This is a genomic window from Kitasatospora sp. MAA19 (genome assembly GCF_029894125.1).
In the GTDB taxonomy this organism is placed as follows: domain Bacteria; phylum Actinomycetota; class Actinomycetes; order Streptomycetales; family Streptomycetaceae; genus Kitasatospora.
In genome coordinates, this window is sequence record NZ_JARXYZ010000002.1 from 207,668 (window position 1) to 224,405 (window position 16,738).

General features: G+C 74.5%; 14 protein-coding genes and 1 pseudogene. 5 read left to right on the forward strand and 10 right to left on the reverse strand.

What is annotated here, in order from left to right:
* Positions 1-206 precede the first annotated feature (206 nt).
* From P3T27_RS03935 to P3T27_RS03955, 5 genes and pseudogenes are all read right to left on the reverse strand, one after another.
* A pseudogene (locus tag P3T27_RS03935) lies at positions 207-305 on the reverse strand (N-acetyltransferase); the annotation flags it as partial.
* Between the two features lie 22 nt (positions 306-327).
* Positions 328-1,029, reverse strand: a complete 702-nt coding sequence (locus tag P3T27_RS03940) for an exonuclease domain-containing protein (RefSeq protein ID WP_280674301.1) — start codon at positions 1,027-1,029, stop codon at positions 328-330.
* A gap of 248 nt (positions 1,030-1,277) precedes the next feature.
* Positions 1,278-2,522, reverse strand: a complete 1,245-nt coding sequence (locus P3T27_RS03945) for a Dyp-type peroxidase (protein ID WP_280674302.1) — start codon at positions 2,520-2,522, stop codon at positions 1,278-1,280.
* A 118-nt stretch (positions 2,523-2,640) separates the two neighbouring features.
* A complete protein-coding gene (locus P3T27_RS03950; protein WP_280674303.1) occupies positions 2,641-3,096 on the reverse strand; it encodes a GNAT family N-acetyltransferase in 456 nt (151 codons plus the stop codon).
* A 174-nt stretch (positions 3,097-3,270) separates the two neighbouring features.
* Positions 3,271-4,449 carry an SAV2148 family HEPN domain-containing protein gene (locus P3T27_RS03955; protein WP_280674792.1) on the reverse strand — a complete coding sequence of 393 codons (1,179 nt, stop codon included), beginning with the start codon at positions 4,447-4,449 and terminating at the stop codon, positions 3,271-3,273.
* 532 nt (positions 4,450-4,981) lie between these two features.
* On the opposite strand from P3T27_RS03955, the gene glgX reads away from it, so the two are divergent.
* The 3 genes from glgX (at position 4,982) to treZ (ending at position 11,391) form a co-directional block, all read left to right on the forward strand.
* Positions 4,982-7,129: a glycogen debranching protein GlgX gene (gene glgX / locus P3T27_RS03960; protein WP_280674304.1), complete on the forward strand. Its 2,148-nt coding sequence runs from the start codon at positions 4,982-4,984 to the stop codon at positions 7,127-7,129.
* Between the two features lie 72 nt (positions 7,130-7,201).
* Positions 7,202-9,667, forward strand: coding sequence for a malto-oligosyltrehalose synthase (gene treY / locus P3T27_RS03965; protein ID WP_280674305.1), 2,466 nt, complete (start codon positions 7,202-7,204; stop codon positions 9,665-9,667).
* Complete coding sequence (treZ, locus tag P3T27_RS03970; protein ID WP_280674306.1) at positions 9,664-11,391, forward strand: malto-oligosyltrehalose trehalohydrolase; 1,728 nt, start codon at positions 9,664-9,666, stop codon at positions 11,389-11,391. Before treY ends, treZ begins: the two co-directional genes overlap by 4 nt.
* Positions 11,392-11,404: 13 nt before the next feature.
* Here treZ and P3T27_RS03975 read toward each other — a convergent pair whose 3' ends face one another.
* Both P3T27_RS03975 and P3T27_RS03980 read right to left on the reverse strand, forming a co-directional pair.
* Positions 11,405-12,298 carry a transketolase C-terminal domain-containing protein gene (locus tag P3T27_RS03975; protein WP_280674307.1) on the reverse strand — a complete coding sequence of 298 codons (894 nt, stop codon included), beginning with the start codon at positions 12,296-12,298 and terminating at the stop codon, positions 11,405-11,407.
* Positions 12,299-12,378: 80 nt separating this feature from the next.
* Positions 12,379-13,083 carry a transketolase gene (locus P3T27_RS03980; protein ID WP_280674308.1) on the reverse strand — a complete coding sequence of 235 codons (705 nt, stop codon included), beginning with the start codon at positions 13,081-13,083 and terminating at the stop codon, positions 12,379-12,381.
* Between the two features lie 56 nt (positions 13,084-13,139).
* Between P3T27_RS03980 and soxR the strand changes: the two genes are divergently transcribed.
* Together soxR and P3T27_RS03990 are read left to right on the forward strand one after the other, a co-directional pair.
* A complete protein-coding gene (gene soxR, locus P3T27_RS03985) occupies positions 13,140-13,676 on the forward strand; it encodes a redox-sensitive transcriptional activator SoxR (protein ID WP_280674309.1) in 537 nt (178 codons plus the stop codon).
* A gap of 56 nt (positions 13,677-13,732) precedes the next feature.
* On the forward strand, positions 13,733-14,656 hold the full coding sequence (locus P3T27_RS03990; RefSeq protein ID WP_280674310.1) for an aminoglycoside phosphotransferase family protein: 924 nt from the start codon (positions 13,733-13,735) through the stop codon (positions 14,654-14,656).
* On the opposite strand, the gene P3T27_RS03995 is transcribed toward P3T27_RS03990, so the two are convergent.
* The 3 genes from P3T27_RS03995 to P3T27_RS04005 form a co-directional block, all read right to left on the reverse strand.
* On the reverse strand, positions 14,653-15,186 hold the full coding sequence (locus P3T27_RS03995; RefSeq protein ID WP_280674311.1) for a GNAT family protein: 534 nt from the start codon (positions 15,184-15,186) through the stop codon (positions 14,653-14,655). The two genes, P3T27_RS03990 and P3T27_RS03995, sit on opposite strands and share 4 nt — an antisense overlap.
* An 87-nt stretch (positions 15,187-15,273) precedes the next feature.
* A complete protein-coding gene (locus P3T27_RS04000) occupies positions 15,274-15,912 on the reverse strand; it encodes an SUMF1/EgtB/PvdO family nonheme iron enzyme (protein ID WP_280674312.1) in 639 nt (212 codons plus the stop codon).
* Between the two features lie 256 nt (positions 15,913-16,168).
* Positions 16,169-16,636, reverse strand: a complete 468-nt coding sequence (locus P3T27_RS04005) for a hypothetical protein (RefSeq protein ID WP_280674313.1) — start codon at positions 16,634-16,636, stop codon at positions 16,169-16,171.
* Between the last annotated feature and the right edge of the window lie 102 nt (positions 16,637-16,738).

Consider the following 16,738-nt stretch of genomic DNA (forward strand, 5'->3'; position numbering starts at 1 on the left):
GAGTCCATGCGGTGGGGGCACCTCCCGGCCGAAGGCTGGGAGCCATCGGCGGCCGACGACAACGCGGCGAGGTGCGTGCGCAGGCACCGCACGCCCGGGCGGGAGCAGCCAGCCGCACCCCCGGCGCGCCGTCAGCCGAGGTGGCGCCGGTGGACCTGCCGGGAGCCGCCCTCCGGGCCTGCGGGGGCGGCTTCGGCCGGGACGACGCCGGGCTCGGCCACCATCGGGCCGAACCGGTGCTCGACCTCGGCGGCGAGCGCGAGGAAGCCGGGCAGGTCGGCGGGCCGGGCGAGTCGTACCGTCACCCCGGCAGTCTGCCGGCGGCGGCTACCTCATCGGCCAGCGCGGGTCGACCACGGCCTGCGGGTCCTTGCCGCGGCGCAGCCACTCCTGCAGGCCTTCGGCCCACTCCCGGTACCAGCCGATCTGACGCTGGTGCAGCTCGGTCGGCGCGACGTCGCCTACCTCGGCCCGGTAGCGCTCGGCGAGGGCGACGGCGACGCGGACGGCGGCCAGCGCGTCGCTGCCGGCCTCGTGCGCGTCCGTCAGCTCGACGCCGTACACCTCGCAGACCCGCTGGAGGGTGCGCGAGCCCTTGCGGTACCGGTCGACCGCCCGGTCGACGACCAGCGCGTCCAGCACCGGCCCGACCGGCCCGCCGAGGCGCTCGGCCAGCGGCGCCAGCCCGTACCGGCGCAGCTCGGCGTCGAGCAGCGACAGGTCGAAGGGCGCGTTGAAGGCGACCACCGGGCGCCCGGCGGCGAGCCGCTCGCAGAGCGCGACGGCTATCTCCTCCACCGCCTCCTTGGCCGGCCGGCCCTTGCCGCGGGCCACGCCGTCGCCGATGCCGTGGATCGCCTCCGCCTCGGCCGGGATCGGCACTCCGGGGTCGAGCAGCCAGTGGACGGCGCCCACCCGGCCGGCCCCGACGGTGTCCACGAGCGCGGCCGTGACGATGCGGTCCACGGCCGGGTCGGTGCCCGTGGTCTCCAGGTCGAAGCCGACCAGTGGCTGCTGCCACCAGCTCATAAGGGTGTGTCCTTCCGTCCTGCTGCTCGAAACAGCCCCTATCATCACCCGCCCCACCGACAACCCGGCCGCTGGGTCGGTCGGCGGCGGGGTCGGCGGGGACCGGGCCCACCCCCGCAGGCGCGGGCCCGGCGGGGGCGGGTGGCCCGAACGCCGGGTGGTGGCAGGCCGGTTGGGCGGTGGACGGGAGGGCGACGGGGCGGTGGACGGGAGGGCGACGGGTCGCGCCGGTGGCGCGCAGCGGGGCGTCAGGCGGCCGTGAGGAGGGTGCGGCCGAGCCAGTCGGTGGCGTCGCGGACGCCGGGCAGGACGTAGAAGTAGCCGCCGCCGGTGGGGCGGAGGTGGCGGGCGAGGGGTTCGGTGTCGAGGCGGATCTGGACGGCCTCGAACTGGCGGGCCACGTCCTGCTGGTAGCAGCAGAAGGCGAGGCCGAGCTCGGGTTCGCCGTCGGGGTCGAGGCCGCGGTCGTAGTTGAAGGCGCGGCGCAGGATGCGGCTGTCGCGGGCGCCGTCGGTGCGGGGGTTGGCGAGGCGGATGTGGGAGTCGAGGGGGATGACGGCCCCGGCGGGGTCGTTGCGGTAGTCGGGGGTGTCGGTCTCGTCGGCGGCGCCGAGCGGGGCGCCGTCGCTCTTGCGCCGGCCGATCATGCGTTCCTGCTGCTGGAGCGGCACCTCGTCCCAGCCGGCGACGAGGATGCGGATGGCGCGGATGACCTGGTAGCTGCCGCCCGCGGCCCAGCGCGGCTCGTCGCCGACCCAGACGAGGGCGTCCGTGTCCCGGGCGTTCCCGGTGTCGGGGTTCTCGATGCCGTCCTTGAAGCCGAGCAGGTTGCGGGCGGCGCCGGTGGGGCGGGAGCGGTTCTGGAAGCCGTCGAGCTGCCAGCGGGGCCGGATCAGGCCGTGGGTGCTGCGCAGCAGGTCCCGGATGGTGTGCTGGACGGTGTCGCGGCTCTCGGCGCAGATCTGGAGCGAGAGGTCGCCGTGGCATTCGGCGGGGCGCAGCGCGTCGACGGGGAAGGGGCGCATGGCGGTGAGCCGGCGGGGGCGCAGGGCGCCGAGGCCGTAGCGGGTGTCGAAGAGGGAGGCGCCGACGGCGACGGTGACGGTGAGCTCGTCGGCGGGCAGGACGGGGCCGAGGGTGCCGCTGTCGGCGGGGGCGGCGTCGGGGCCGGGGTCGGGCGGGGTGCCGCCGGCGGTGAGGAAGCGGATGCGGTCGGTGAGGGTGCGCAGGAGGGTTTCGAGGTCCTTGTGGTCGCGGGCCTTGACGTCGAGGGCGAGGAAGGTGCCGTAGCCGGGGGGCGGGTTGGTGATGCCGGCCTGGTGGACGCCGTGGAAGGCGGTCCGCCCGGCGGCGGCGCGGGGCGCGGCGTGGGCGGGGCGGGCGCCGGTGAGGGCGAGGGCCCCGGCGGTGGAGGCGCCGAGGGCGGTGCGCAGGAGGCCGCGCCGGGTGGCGTGGGGGTGCTCGGAGCCGGTGGGGTACGGGCTGTCGATCATGGACCGGACGCTAACAAGCGGGCCGGGCCCCGGCGCGCGCTCGCACCGGGTCTGACGTCCTATCGGCTGACTACCGGTCGGTTACCAGCCGTCCGGCCTATCGTCACACCGGTCCGGTTCAGGCGGCGGGTTCGCGGACCAGGTAGACGTCGATCGGGTCCTCGTGGTCGAGGACGAAGCCGTGGCGTTCGTACAGGCGGCGGGCGGGGCTGCCCTGGAGGACGTCGAGCCGGACGGGTTCGCCGGCGGCGTCGGCCTGGGCGAGGAGGTGGCGCAGGACGGCGGTGCCGAGGCCGCGGCCCTGGTGGGCGGGGGCGAGGTAGAAGTGCTCGATCCAGCGGCCACCCTGGTCGGCGGGGCGGACGGTGACGGAGCCGGCGAAGGCGCCGTCGACGAGGATGACCGAGCTGTGCCGGCTGGAGAAGCCGTCCCGCAGGCGCCGGCGGACCCGGTCGTCGTCGTAGCGGCCGAGGCGTTCGAGGTCGGCGCGCAGGACGACGGCCTTGAGTTCGGCGACGGGTTCGACGTCGGCGGGGGTGGCGGGGCGCAGGGTCCACTGGGGAAGGCTGTTCACGGCCCGCAGTGTGGCAGCGGGCGCACCCGTGCGACCAGCGGTTTTCCCGGCATGCGGACGCTCGGGAGACCTGCGCTCGCTCGGGAGACCTGTGCTCGCGCGGGAGACCGGCGCCGGGGAGACCGGCGCCCGGGGAGCCGGCAGCGCGGACACCGGCGCTCAGGGCGGCGGCGCTCAGGACACCGGCCGGGAGTCGCCCCAGGCGCCCTCGAACTCCTCCCGGTAGACCTCCAGCAGCCCGGCCTCGGTGCCGCCGGGCTGCTGGCCGGCGCCGCCGCGCAGGACCAGCGCGGGGGACTCCATGCCGCGGGCCCGGCGCAGGTAGGGCTGGATGACGCCGAGGTCGCGGGTCTGCCGGCGGCCGCCGACCTGGCCGGTCGGGCGCGGGCCCTCGACCAGGTAGGCGGTGAAGCGCGGGGTCTCGTCGAAGACGCGGATCTCGAAGCCGCCCTGATCGCGCAGCCGGGCCCGCACCCGGCGCACGTGCATGATGTTCATCTCGATGGAGCGGGACAACTCGCCCCGCCCGAGGCCCAGTTCGCGTTCGCGGCGGCGGACGGCACTGCTCGCCGGGTTGAGGAAGAGCAGCCGGACCCGGCAGCCGTCGCCGGCGAGGCGGACGAGCCGCTTGCCGGTGTAGTTCTGGCAGAGCATGCCGAGGCCGATGCCGAGCGCGTCCAGCCGGCGGGCGCCCTCCAGGAGGTCCTCGACGGGCAGGTCGCGCTGGAGGCGGACGCGGTCGGCGTGCACGGCGACGACGTCCGCGTACCGGCCGGCCACCAGGGACTCGACGACGTCGGCGGGCACTCCCCCGGCGCCGCCGTCGAGGACGGCGAGCAGGCGGGCGGCGGCCCGCTCGGTCTGGGCGAGGACGGTCTGGGTGAGCACCCGGTTGCGGGAGACCACGTGCCGGGCCACCTCCAGCTCGTCCAGGGCGAGTTCGATCTCGCGCCGGTCGGCCAGGTAGGGCTCGAAGCAGGGCCAGTGCTGGACCATCAGCTCGCGCAGCTGGGGCAGGGTGAGGAAGACCAGCGGGTCGTCGTCGGCCGGGTCGAGCAGGTAGCCCTTGCGGCGACTGACCTCGCGGACGGCGCCGGCCCGGTGGGCCCACTCCTCGCCGGCGGGGCCGGCGGCGGCGGTGACCCAGTCCTCGCCGTGGGCGGGCGCGTAGATGGGGTGCAGCACCTCGTCGACGAGGGAGCGCAGCCGCTGCTCGACGAGGTTGAGCCAGACGTAGGCGCGGCCGGACAGACGTACCCGCTGGTAGGCGTCCTCCCACTCGGCGGCGGACCAGGCCAGGGCGGGGATCTCGACCGGGCCGCCCTGCGCGGGCACCAGGGCGCGGCCGGTCATGGTGGGGCGCATGACGACCGTGGGCGCCTCGCTGCGGGCGCCGCCCCGGTCGGGGCCGTCGGACCCCGAGCCGCGGCCGCCGGCGGGGAACACCATGCGCCACCTCACCTGGTTGCTGCTGACTTGCGCCCCCGCCCGGCTGATGGAGCGCCACCAGCCCGGGGCGGCCGGACGATCAAGGGTACTGCCCGCCGCGAGCCGTGCGCAGCCGGATGGCCCACGGGGCCCGGGCCCACCACTGGCCCCACCCTTCACAGGCTCCGCCCGGCACCGGTCCCGCCGGTCACGGGCTCCCGCCCGTCACCGGCCCCGCTTATCAGAGGAATGCCCACTGGACACCCGTTCGGGCGAACCGGGATCACATGTCCCGGCCGCCGGGGGAAGGCTCGGGGAGTATGCGGACTGTGCCGTGCGTCACGGCGCGCGAGCGCCGCACATGCCCGGCCGCCCGGCCGGGAAGAGAGCGTCCGGGTCCGGGCAGGTTGTCGGACTACATGTCAGTTTCCGTTGAGTGCAAGGAAGTTGAGGACTCATGCAGGTCTGGCCCGGTAAGCCCTATCCCCTCGGCGCCACCTACGACGGGGTCGGCACCAACTTCGCGGTGTTCTCCGAGAGCGCCGACCGGATCGAGCTGTGCCTGATCGACGAGGACGGCTCGGAGACGGCCGTCGAACTGCGCGAGACGGACGCCTTCGTCCGGCACGCCTACCTCCCGGGCGTCCAGCCCGGCCAGCGCTACGGCTTCCGCGTCCACGGCCCGTACAATCCCGGCCTCGGCCAGCGCCACAACAGCGCCAAGCTGCTGCTGGACCCGTACGCCAAGGCGATGAGCGGGCACATCGACTGGGACGAGGCGGTCTACGGCTACCACTTCGGCGCCCCCGAGCGCCGCAACGACCTCGACTCCGCCCCGCACACCATGCACTCGGTGGTGATCAACCCGTACTTCGACTGGGGCACCGACCACCCGCCGCGCACCGACTACCACCGCACCGTCATCTACGAGGCCCACGTCAAGGGCCTCACCCGGCTGCACCCGGGCATCCCCGAGGAGATCCGCGGAACGTACGCGGGCCTGGCCCACCCGGCGGTGATCGAGCACCTGGCCAAGCTCGGTGTCACCGCGATCGAGCTGATGCCGGTGCACCAGTTCGTCCGTGACCACCGGCTGCGCGACCTGGGCCTGGCCAACTACTGGGGCTACAACACCATCGGCTTCTTCGCCCCGCACTCCTCCTTCTCCTCCACCGGCGACCGGGGCCAGCAGGTGCAGGAGTTCAAGTCGATGGTCAAGGCGCTGCACGCGGCCGGGATCGAGGTGATCCTGGACGTCGTCTACAACCACACCGCCGAGGGCAACCACCTCGGGCCGACGCTGTCGCTGCGCGGCCTGGACAACGTCTCCTACTACCGCCTCGCCCAGGACCAGCGCTTCTACGAGGACACCACCGGCACCGGCAACAGCCTGCTGATGCGCAGCCCGCACGTGCTCCAGCTGATCATGGACTCGCTGCGCTACTGGGTCACCGAGATGCACGTCGACGGCTTCCGCTTCGACCTCGCCGCCACCCTGGCCCGCCAGTTCCACGAGGTCGACCGGCTCTCCTCCTTCTTCGACCTCGTCCAGCAGGACCCGGTGGTCTCCCAGGCGAAGCTGATCGCCGAACCCTGGGACCTCGGCGAGGGCGGCTACCAGGTCGGCAACTTCCCGCCGCTGTGGACGGAGTGGAACGGCATGTACCGGGACACCGTGCGCGACCTGTGGCGCGGCGAGGCCGCCGCCCTCGCCGAGTTCGGCTCCCGGCTCACCGGCTCCTCCGACCTCTACCAGGACGACGGCCGCCGCCCCATCGCCTCCATCAACTTCGTCACCTGCCACGACGGTTTCACCCTGCGCGACCTGGTCTCCTACAACGAGAAGCACAACCAGGCCAACGGCGAGGACAACCGCGACGGCGAGTCCTTCAACCGCTCCTGGAACTGCGGCACCGAGGGCCCGAGCACCGATCCTGCCGTCGAGGAGCTCAGAGCCCGCCAGCAGCGCAACTTCATCGCCACCCTGATGCTCTCCCAGGGCGTGCCGATGATCTCCCACGGCGACGAACTCGGCCGCACCCAGCACGGCAACAACAACACCTACTGCCAGGACAACGAGCTCACCTGGGTGCACTGGCCCGAGGGCGACGGACCGCAGGCGCGGCTGCTGGAGTTCACCCAGGGGATGATCTGGCTGCGCCGCGACCACCCGGTGTTCCGGCGGCGGCGCTTCTTCCACGGGCGGCCGGTCTCCGGGCGGCACGGGGCGGGGGCACCGGCCGCCGGCGGCTACGACGACCTCACCGACATCGCCTGGTTCACGCCCGGCGGGGAGGAGATGACCAAGCGCAACTGGGGCGCCAGCTACGCCAAGTCGCTGACCGTCTTCCTCAACGGCTACGCCATCTCCGAGCCGGACCGGCGCGGCGGGCGGATCGTCGACGACTCCTTCCTGCTGATGTTCAACGCGCACTTCGAGCCGCTGGAGTTCACCGTGCCCGCCGACCACGGGCAGGAGTGGCAGGTCGTGGTCGACACCGCGCAGCCCCGGCTGCCCGCCCCGGGCGCGGGCACCCGGGTCAAGGCCGGGGACGCGCTGTGGCTCACCGACCGCTCGCTGATGGTGCTCCAGCGGCCTGCCTGAACGGACGTGCGGTCACCTGTTCGGGCCAGCAGCGGGTCTTGGCGGCGGGCTCCCCCGGGTACTCATGGACCTATGACCTCCGCCGCCGAGCCCGCGCAGCCCCGCCCGGCCGCTACCTCCCCCGCACCCGGTCCCCCCACCGCCCCCACCGCCAGCTACCGCCTCCAGCTGCAGCCCGGCTTCACCCTCCACGACGCCACCGCCGCCGTCCCCTACCTCGCCGCCCTCGGGGTCTCCCACCTGCACCTGTCCCCGCTGCTGGAGGCCACCCCCGGCTCCACCCACGGCTACGACACCGTCGACCACGGCCGGATCAGCGAGCAGCTCGGTGGTGAGGGCGCGCTGCGCTCCCTGGCCGCCGCCGCCCACCGGCACGGCCTGCGGCTGATCGTCGACGTGGTGCCCAACCACATGGCCGTGCCCGTCCCCGAACGGCTCAACCAGCCGCTGTGGCAGGTGCTGCGGGACGGGCCCGACTCGCCGTACGCGCACTGGTTCGACATCGACTGGGCCGCCCAGCCCGGGCCCGCCGACGCCCCCGGTCGCGGCCGGGTGCTGCTGCCGCTGCTCGGCGACCGGCTCGGCGCCGTCCTGGACCAGCTGGTGGTGGACGGCGACGTGCTGCGCTACCACCAGCACGAGCTGCCGCTGCGGCCCGGCACCGCCGACCTGCCACTGACCGGGCTGCTCGCCCGCCAGTGGTACCGGCTCGCCTGGTGGCGGCTGGCCCGCACCGAACTCAACTACCGGCGCTTCTTCACCGTCAACGAGCTGATCGCCGTCCGGGTCGAGGAGCCCGAGGTGTTCGCCGCCACCCACGCCGTCCTGCTGCGGCTGCACGCCGAGGGCGTCGTCGACGGCTTCCGGATCGACCACCCCGACGGGCTCGCCGACCCGCGCGGCTACCTGCGGCGCCTCGCCCGGGCCAGCGGCGGGGCGTACACCGTCGTCGAGAAGATCCTCACCGGCGACGAGCGGCTGCCCGCCGACTGGCCGGTCGCCGGCACCACCGGCTACGACGCGTTGCGGCACATCGACGGCGTGCTCACCGACCGCGCGGGCGCCGACCGGCTGGCCGGGGCGTACGAGGACTTCCTCGGCGGTCACCCCGCCCGGGTGCCCGGCCCCGGCCCCCACCCGGCGGTCGCCGCCGCCCGGCACGGGCGGGCCGACATGACCGGGCCGCGCGGCGAGCTGGCCGCCGAGGTCGAACGGCTGGTGCGCTGCGCCCTGCGGATCGGCGCCGCCGAGCCGGCGTACGCCGACCACGCGCCCTGGCAGCTGCGCGCGGCGCTGCGGCGGCTGCTCACCGGCTACCCGGCGTACCGGCCGTACGCCCGCCCCGGGGAGCCGGCGCCGCCGGGCTCCGCCGCGCAGCTGCGGGCGGCGCTGGACGGCTCGGCCGACCCGACGGACCGGCTGGTCGCCGCCCTGGCCCTCGGGGAGCTGGGGCGCGGGACGGACCGGGACGAGTTCTGCGTCCGCTTCGCGCAGACCGCCGCGGCCGTCGCCGCCAAGGGCGTCGAGGACACCGCCTTCTACCGGTGGAACGCGCTGCCCGGCCTCAACGAGGTCGGCGGCGAGCCCGGCCGGCCGGGGCTGCGCCCCGCCGAGTTCCACGACTGGTGCCGCTACCTGGAACACCGTTGGCCGCACAGCATGACCGCGCTGTCCACCCACGACACCAAGCGCAGCGCCGACGCCCGCGCCCGGCTCGCCGTCCTCGCCGAGCAGCCCGAGGCCTGGGCCGCCGAGGCCGCCGCCTGGTCCACCGCCGCCGGGCCCGGCCCCGACCGCGACGGCGACTGGCTGCTCTGGCACACCCTCGTCGCCGCCTGGCCGATCGACCCCGACCGGCTCGCCGCCGCCCTGCTCAAGTCCGCCCGCGAGGCCAAGCTGCGCACCTCGTGGACCGCCCCCGACAGCGGCTACGAGCAGGCGCTCGCCGACCGCGCCCGCGCCGTCCTGGCCGACCCCGGGCTGCGGCCCCGGATCGAGGGCCTGGTGCACGCCCTCGCCCCGTACGCCCGCTCCAACACCCTCGCCGCCGCGCTGCTGCACCTCACCATCCCGGGCGTGCCCGACCTCTACCAGGGCAGCGAGGAGCCGCTGTACACCCTCGTCGACCCGGACAACCGTGGCGTGGTGGACCTCGGCGCGCTCGCCGTCCGGCTCACCGACTCGGCCACCGCGCGCCCCGGCGACCTCGCCCGCGAGAAGCTGCACCTCACCACGACGGCGCTGCACCTGCGGCGCTCCCGTCCGCTCGGGCCCTACCGGCCGCTGACCGCCGTCGGCGGCGGCGCCGACCACCTGCTGGCCTTCGCCCGCGGAGCGGACGTGGTCACCGCCGTCACCCGGCTGCCGTACGGGCTGGAGCGGGCCGGCGGCTGGCGGGACACCGTCCTGGAGCTGCCCGGGGGCGGGCCCTGGACGGACCGGCTGACCCTGCGGACCCACCCGGCGGGCGCGGTGCCGGTCACCGAACTGCTGGCGGACCACCCGGTGGCGCTGCTGACCAGGAGGGGCGAGAAGTGAGGACCTACCAGGTGTGGGCGCCGTCCGCGGCCGCCGTCTCGGTCGACGTCGACGGCGCCGCCCACGCGTTGGCGCGCTGCCCGGACCGGGCCGGCTGGTGGTCGGGCGACGCGCCGGAGGGCGACTACGCGTTCCGCCTCGACGGCGGGCCGCCCCTGCCCGACCCGCGCTCGCCCTGGCAGCCGCACGGCCCGGACGGTCCCAGTCGGCCGGTCGACCACGCCGCGTTCCGCTGGTCGCAGACCGGCTGGCGCGGCCGCGCACTGCCCGGCGCGGTGCTGTACGAGCTGCACATCGGCACCTTCACCGCCCGCGGCACCTTCGAATCCGCAGCCGAACACCTGGACCACCTGGTCGAGTTGGGTGTCGACTTCGTCGAACTGATGCCGGTCTGCCCGTTCCCCGGCCGGCACGGCTGGGGCTACGACGGGGTCTCGCTCTGGGCCGTGCACGAGCCGTACGGCGGGCCCGAAGGGCTGAAGCGGTTCGTCGACGCCGCCCACCGCAAGGGCCTCGGGGTGGTCCTGGACGTGGTCCACAACCACCTCGGCCCCTCCGGCAACTACCTTCCCGCGTACGGCCCGTACTTCACCGACCGGCACCACACGCCGTGGGGCTCGGCCGTCAACCTGGACGCCCCCGGCTCCGACGAGGTGCGCCGCTACCTGATCGGCAGCGCGCTCGCCTGGCTGCGCGACTACCGGATCGACGGCCTGCGGCTGGACGCCGTACACGCCCTCGCGGACGACCGGGCGGTGCACTTCCTGGAGGAACTGTCCCACGAGGTCGAGAGGTTGGCCGTCTCGACCAACCGCCCGCTGTTCCTGATCGCCGAATCCGACCTCAACACCCCGCGCACCACCGCCCCGCGCGAAGCCGGCGGCCAGGGCCTCACCGCGCAGTGGAGCGACGACTTCCACCACGCCCTGCACTGCGCGCTCACCGGCGAATCCCAGGGCTACTACGGCGACTTCGCCCACCGGCCGCTCGCCGCCGTGGCCAAGACGCTCACCCGCGGGTTCTTCCACGACGGCACCTGGTCCGCCTTCCGCGGCCGCGGCCACGGCCGGCCGTTCCCCCCGGACGGCGGGCACCGGCTGCTCGGCTACCTGCAGACCCACGACCAGATCGGCAACCGGGCGCTCGGCGACCGCGTCTCCACCAGCCTGACCCCCGGCCGGCTCGCCTGCGGCGCCGCGCTGGTGCTCACCTCGCCGTTCACCCCGATGCTGTTCATGGGCGAGGAGTGGGGCGCCGCCACCCCCTGGCAGTACTTCACCGACCACACCGACCCGCAGCTCGCGGAGGCCGTCCGGCAGGGCCGGCGGCGGGAGTTCGCCGAACACGACTGGGCCGCGGAGGCCGTCCCCGACCCGCAGGAGCCCGCCACCCTCCTGCGGTCCGTCCTCGACTGGACCGAGCCCCGGCGCTCGCCGCACCGCGAACTCCTCGCCTGGTACCGGACGTTGATCCGGTTGCGGCGCGAACGGCCGGAGCTGTCCGACCCCGGCCTCGGCGCGGTGCGGGTGGCGTACGACGAGGCGGCGCGCTGGCTGGTGGTGCACCGGGGGCCGTACCGGGTCGCCGTCAACCTCGGCCCGGCCGAGGCCGTGCCGCCGCTGGACGGGACCGGGCGCGAGCTGGTCGCGGCCTTCGGGGCGGCGGCGCTGAACGGGACGGCGGTACGGCTGGGGGCGGACGCGGTGGCGATCGTCGCGGTGTGACGCACCACGCGCGTCACCAGAGGAAGGTGCCGATCCGCTCCCGCAGCGAGGCGGCGTCCAGCCCGTACGCGGCCAGGTGCTCGTCGATCGAGCCGTAGTGCCGGTGCTCCTCGCGCGGCACGCCCAGGCCCAGCACCCGGTGCGGGCGGTCGGCCAGCGCCGCGTGCGCCTCGTTCGCGGAGGTGCCCGCCAGGTACGGCTCGACCAGCACCACGTCCGCCCGCTCCCCCGTCGCCGCCCGCAGCGAGGCCGCGTCGAAGGGGCGCACCGTCGCCGCGTACAGCACGGTGACGTCCAGGCCCTCGGTGGCCGCCAGCACCGCGTCCAGCATCGGCCCGACCGCGACGACCACGCCGCGCGAGCCCTGCCGCACGGTGCTGAACCGGCCCGCCTCGACCGGCACCGGCGCCGCGTTCTGGTGCGCCGAGAGCCGGACGTACACGTTGCGGTCGCCGTCCGCGACGGCGTGGCGCAGCAGCTGCTCGGCCTCGTCCGGGTGGCCCGGCACGTGGACCGTCCAGTCCGGCAGGGTGTCCAGCAGCGCGACGTCGCCCGGGGACATGTGGGTGCGGCCGCCGGCCGGCCAGTCGTAGGAGCCGGCCGCGCTCACCAGGACGGCGCCGACGCCCTGGTGGGTCAGGTCCAACTTGACCTGCTCGAAGGGCCGCTCGATGAGGAAGCTGGCGAAGGTGTGGGCGATCGGGCGCATCCCGGTCAGGGCCAGGCCGCCGGCCGCGCCGATCAGCAGTTGCTCGCGGATGCCGACGTTGACCACCCGGTCCGGGTGGCGCTCCTGCGCCGGGCCGAAGGCGGCCGCGCTGATGTCGGCGAGCACCACGGCCAGCCGCGGGTCCTCGTCCAGCAGTCGGGAGCTGACGTCGATGAAGCGGTCGCGCATGGTGTCCATCAGTGAAGTGCCTTTCACGGTGGGTCTGCTGGTGGTCTCGGGAGGTGCGGGGCTACGGGTTCTTGAGCTACGGGCTCTTGCTACGCGTCCTTGGGCTCGACCCGGGCGACCACCACGTGCGGGCGGCCCGGGTGCTCGGCCGTGAAGGCCCGGTACAGCGCCTCGTGGTCGCGGCCGTCCACCGTCTGCGTCGACCAGCCCTCGGCCGCGAACCGGGCCGCGATCCCGCCCTGCCAGCCGTGCGTGGCCGAGGAGTTGTCGATCACCACCACGTGCAGCCGGTCCAGCCCGTACGCGCCGGCGAAGGCCACCGCCTCGTGGTTGGAGCCCTCGTCGAACTCGGCGTCGCCGACCAGCACCCACACCGCCGGGTCGGCCAGGCCCTGCGCCCGCAGGCCCAGCGCGGTGCCGACGCCCAGCGGCAGCCCGTGCCCGAGCGAACCGGAGGCGATCTCCACCCCGGGGATCAGCGTCCGGTCCGGGTGGTGGCCGAGCGGCGAGTCGTAGCCGCCGAAGCTCGGCAGCACTCCGGGATCGACGAAGCCCTTGGCCGCCAGCACCGCGTAGTACGCCATCGGGCCGTGGCCCTTGGAGAGCAGGAAGCGGTCCCGGTCCTGGGCCGTGGCGCTCTCCGGAGTCACTCGCAGCACCCGGTCGTACAGCACCCAGAGCACGTCCAGGGTGGAGGTGGCGGCGGGGCCGTGCTTCTCGGCGCCGGTCATCAGGCCCATCAGGGCGGGCAGGTCCTCAAAACGGACGGTGTCCACGTTCGCGTTCGTCGTCATGCGAGAATCGTGCAACTTAAAGCTGACTTGAGGTCAAGCGGCTACAGTGGGTTCCCATGACCGCGATACCCGACCACGGCCGCGCGCCCGGCCCGCACCGCGACGACCTGGTCACCATCGGCCAGCTCGCCCGCCGCAGCGGCCTCGCCCCGTCCGCGCTGCGCTACTACGAGAGCCTCGGCCTCATCCACGCCACCCGCACCACCGGCGGCCAGCGCCGCTACACCCGCGGCACGCTGCGCCGGATCGCCTTCGTCCGCGCCGCCCAGCGCGTCGGCCTCTCCCTCGACGAGGCCCGGGTCGCGCTCGACCGGCTCCCCGAACGCCCCGCCCCCAGCGGCAGCGAATGGGACCGCGTCGCCGAGTCCTGGCAGAGCCGCATCGACGAGCAGATCGCCGAGCTCCAGCGCCTCAAGGCCAAGCTGACCGGCTGCATCGGCTGCGGCTGCCTCTCCCTCTCCCGCTGCGCCCTCTACAACGCCGCCGACCGCGCCGGCGAGGCCGGCCCCGGCGCCCGCTACCTCCTCACCCGCGACCCGGACAGCGGACCGGAACCCGCCTCCCCGGACGCCGACGACTGCGGCACCTGCTGAGCCTCCTGGCCCAAAACCCTTTGCCGCAGCCGCGCCCGCCCGCCTACCGTGCGCCCATGCTGCCTGTGGTGGAGACGGAAGAGCAGTGGGACGCGATCCTCCCCGACGAGGCGGTGATGCGCCCGGGCGCCGCGGCGCTCTGCGCCGAACTCGGCCTCGCCGGGCTGCCGTTGGAGCGCTTCGCGGAAGGGTCCGTCCCGGTCTACGCGGTCGGCCGGGAGCACGTCCTCAAGCTGTTTCCGGCGGCCGGCGCCGAGGACGGCGTCACCGAGGAGCGCGTCCTCACCCACCTCCAGGGCGCCCTGCCGATCCCCACCCCGAACGTCCGGGCCGCCGGCGCGTACGTCAACGGCTGGCGCTACGTGCTGATGTCACGCCTGCCCGGCGAGGGCCTGGCCCCCGCCTGGCCGCGGATCCCGCAGACCGACCGGGAGCGGATCGCCCACGGCTGCGGCGAGGCCCTGGCCGTCCTGCACGCCCTCGACCCCGAACCGCTCGCCGACGTCCTCGGCCCCGGCGACTGGGGCGCCTTCCTCGCCCGGCAGCGAGCCGGCGCGGTGGCCCGGCAGCGCGAACGCGGGCTGTCCGAGGCCTGGTTGGAGCAGATCCCCGACTTCCTGGCCGCCGCGCCGCTGCCCCGGGCCCCGCAACGCGCCCTGCTGCACACCGAGTTCATGCGCGAACACCTGATCGTCGACCCGGCGTCCGGCTGGCGCCTCACCGGCCTGATCGACTTCGAACCCGCCATGATCGGGGACCCGGCCTACGACCTCGTCGCCGTCGGCCTCTTCACCACCCGCGCCGACCCCCGCCTGCTCGGCCGCCTCCTGGCCGGATACGGGCGCGGCTTCGACCCGCGCCTGCTGATGGCGTACACGCTGCTCCATGTGTACAGCCATCTACCGTGGTACCTGAGGGAGTTGAAGCCGGTTTCCCGGACCTTGGACGACCTGGCCGAGGAGTGGTTCGGGGTCGCCTAGGGCCGGCCCCAAGGCCTGGGGTCCGTACGCAGCAGACTGTAGAGGACACCGTCGCGCCATTCGCCGTCCCGGAAGGTGACGCTGCGCCGCACACCCTCGCGGGTGAAGCCGCACTTCTCCAGGGCGCGCTGCTCCGCGTAGTTGGTCGCCTCCGTATCGGCCTCCAGCCTCACCACCGGCGAGTGCGCGAACAGGTAGTCCACCAGGAGGCATTGGGCCTCGGTGCCGATGCCGCGGCCACGCCACTCCGGGCGGAGCACGATCCCGAGGTTCCAGTAGTGGGAGGCGCTCATGGTCCCCACCTGCCGCCAGCCGACGAAGCCCGCGAACTCGTCCCCGCAGCGGATGGCGAGCACCGACTGCTCGGGCGCCAGCAGACCGTTCTCCGTCCATTGCCGCCGGTGCCGGCCCGGGTCGCGCCACCCGAACCACTGGAACGGGCCCACCGCCTCGGGGGCGAGGAGCAGCGCTTCGAACTGGCCGAGGTCGGCTTCGTCGATCGGTCTGAGGGACACCGGTGCGTCGTTCATGCAGACCCCAACGGTCCACGGCCGGGCCCGGGTTCCCCGGGGCGCTTCGTCAGACGGTGGTCGCGTCTTCAGGCGGCGGTCGCGTCCTCAGGCGGTGATCGACCGGGCGAGCCGGAAGCCGACGTCGTCGATCCGCAGGGTGGGGTGGCTGCGGCGGCGGACGGAGGCGCGGCAGCTCCAGTGCTCGTCGAACCAGCCACCGCCGCGCAGCACACGGTAGCCGCCGTACACCTCGGCGTCGTACACGTCCCAGCACCACTCCCACACGTTGCCGAGCAGGTCGTACAGACCGAACCCGTTGGGGCGCAGGCCACCGACGTCGTGCGGGCGCTCGCCCGAGTTGCCGCGGTGCCAGGCGATCTCGTCGAGCGGCCCGTAGCGGGGGCCGTCCGTCTCGGCGCGGCAGGCGTGCTCCCACTCGGCCTCGGTGGGCAGCCGGTAGCCGTCGGCGGCGCGGTCCCAGGTGACGGACTCGCCGTCGAGGCGGTAGGCCGGTGCGAACCCGTCCCGCCGGGACAGTTCGTTGCAGTAGTGGACGGCGTCGTACCAGGAGACACTGTCGGCGGGGTACCGGTCGCCGGCCCCGGCGCCGTACTGCTCGCGGGTGACCGGACAGGCCGCCAGCTCGTAGGGGGCGAGGTCGACGCTCCAACTCCGCTGCGTGCGGCGGTCCGACAGCGTGACGCGGCCGGACGGAACGGTGATCATGCCGATGCTCGCGCCCATGATCCGCGATCCTAGACGAGGAGGCCCGCAGCTACACCTACGGTTTCCCGGAGGGGACGTTCGAGCTGTACGACTACCGGGCGACGCTGCGGGTCACCCCGGTCACCGCGCTGGACGCCAGCTTCGTGAAGTGGAGCGCCACCTACGAGGTCGAGTCCGAGCACCGCAAGGAGTCCACGGACCGGGTGCACGGGGTGTTCACGGCCGGTCTGGCAGCCCTGCGCGAGCGCTTCGCCCGCTGACGGCAGCGGGCGGACTACCGGCCCATCACCACGTACAACGTGACCAGCGACCAGCCCAGCAGCGACAGCACCCCCACGAACCACCCGAGTGCGGCCGCCCCCCGGCCGTACTCGGGGCCGCGGGCGCGCTGGAACGCGGCCACCAGCGCGGGGATCGCTGCGATCGGCAGGAACACGAAGTCCGCCAGCAGGAACCATCCGCCGAACCCGATCACGAACCAGATGCTCACGAACAGCAGCGGCACCGAGGCGACCGCCACCACCGTGCCCGCCGCCGCACAGGCGACCCGGAACGGGCCCCGCTCCCGGTAGCACACCGGCACCGCACAGGCGACGGCGCCGACCAGCGCGACCACGTGCAGGATCGAGCCTTGCAAGCCGAACGCCACCACCGCGAGCGCCAACGGCAGCAGGCACACCGAGGCCGCCAGCCCTGCCAGCCATCTCGCACTCCCCGGCACCACCACCATGAGTCCCCCCAAGCAGCTATTTGAACGCGTTCAAAGCTAGCACGCACTCCGCCGGGAGAAGCGGCAGGACCCGCAGGCACGCCCAAGCCCCCAGCCCGAGCACGGCGACCGACC

What these genes read in the sequence shown, in the direction of transcription:
- P3T27_RS03980 (WP_280674308.1), bottom strand. Translation starts at nt 13,083, where the DNA reads ATGACGACGAACGCGAACGTGGACACCGTCCGTTTTGAGGACCTGCCC.
- P3T27_RS03990 (WP_280674310.1), top strand. Translation starts at nt 13,733, where the DNA reads ATGCTGCCTGTGGTGGAGACGGAAGAGCAGTGGGACGCGATCCTCCCC.
- soxR (WP_280674309.1), top strand. Translation starts at nt 13,140, where the DNA reads ATGACCGCGATACCCGACCACGGCCGCGCGCCCGGCCCGCACCGCGAC.
- P3T27_RS03995 (WP_280674311.1), bottom strand. Translation starts at nt 15,186, where the DNA reads ATGAACGACGCACCGGTGTCCCTCAGACCGATCGACGAAGCCGACCTC.
- treY (WP_280674305.1), top strand. Translation starts at nt 7,202, where the DNA reads ATGACCTCCGCCGCCGAGCCCGCGCAGCCCCGCCCGGCCGCTACCTCC.
- glgX (WP_280674304.1), top strand. Translation starts at nt 4,982, where the DNA reads ATGCAGGTCTGGCCCGGTAAGCCCTATCCCCTCGGCGCCACCTACGAC.
- P3T27_RS03955 (WP_280674792.1), bottom strand. Translation starts at nt 4,449, where the DNA reads ATGACCGGCCGCGCCCTGGTGCCCGCGCAGGGCGGCCCGGTCGAGATC.
- P3T27_RS04000 (WP_280674312.1), bottom strand. Translation starts at nt 15,912, where the DNA reads ATGGGCGCGAGCATCGGCATGATCACCGTTCCGTCCGGCCGCGTCACG.
- P3T27_RS03940 (WP_280674301.1), bottom strand. Translation starts at nt 1,029, where the DNA reads ATGAGCTGGTGGCAGCAGCCACTGGTCGGCTTCGACCTGGAGACCACG.
- P3T27_RS03975 (WP_280674307.1), bottom strand. Translation starts at nt 12,298, where the DNA reads ATGGACACCATGCGCGACCGCTTCATCGACGTCAGCTCCCGACTGCTG.
- P3T27_RS03945 (WP_280674302.1), bottom strand. Translation starts at nt 2,522, where the DNA reads ATGATCGACAGCCCGTACCCCACCGGCTCCGAGCACCCCCACGCCACC.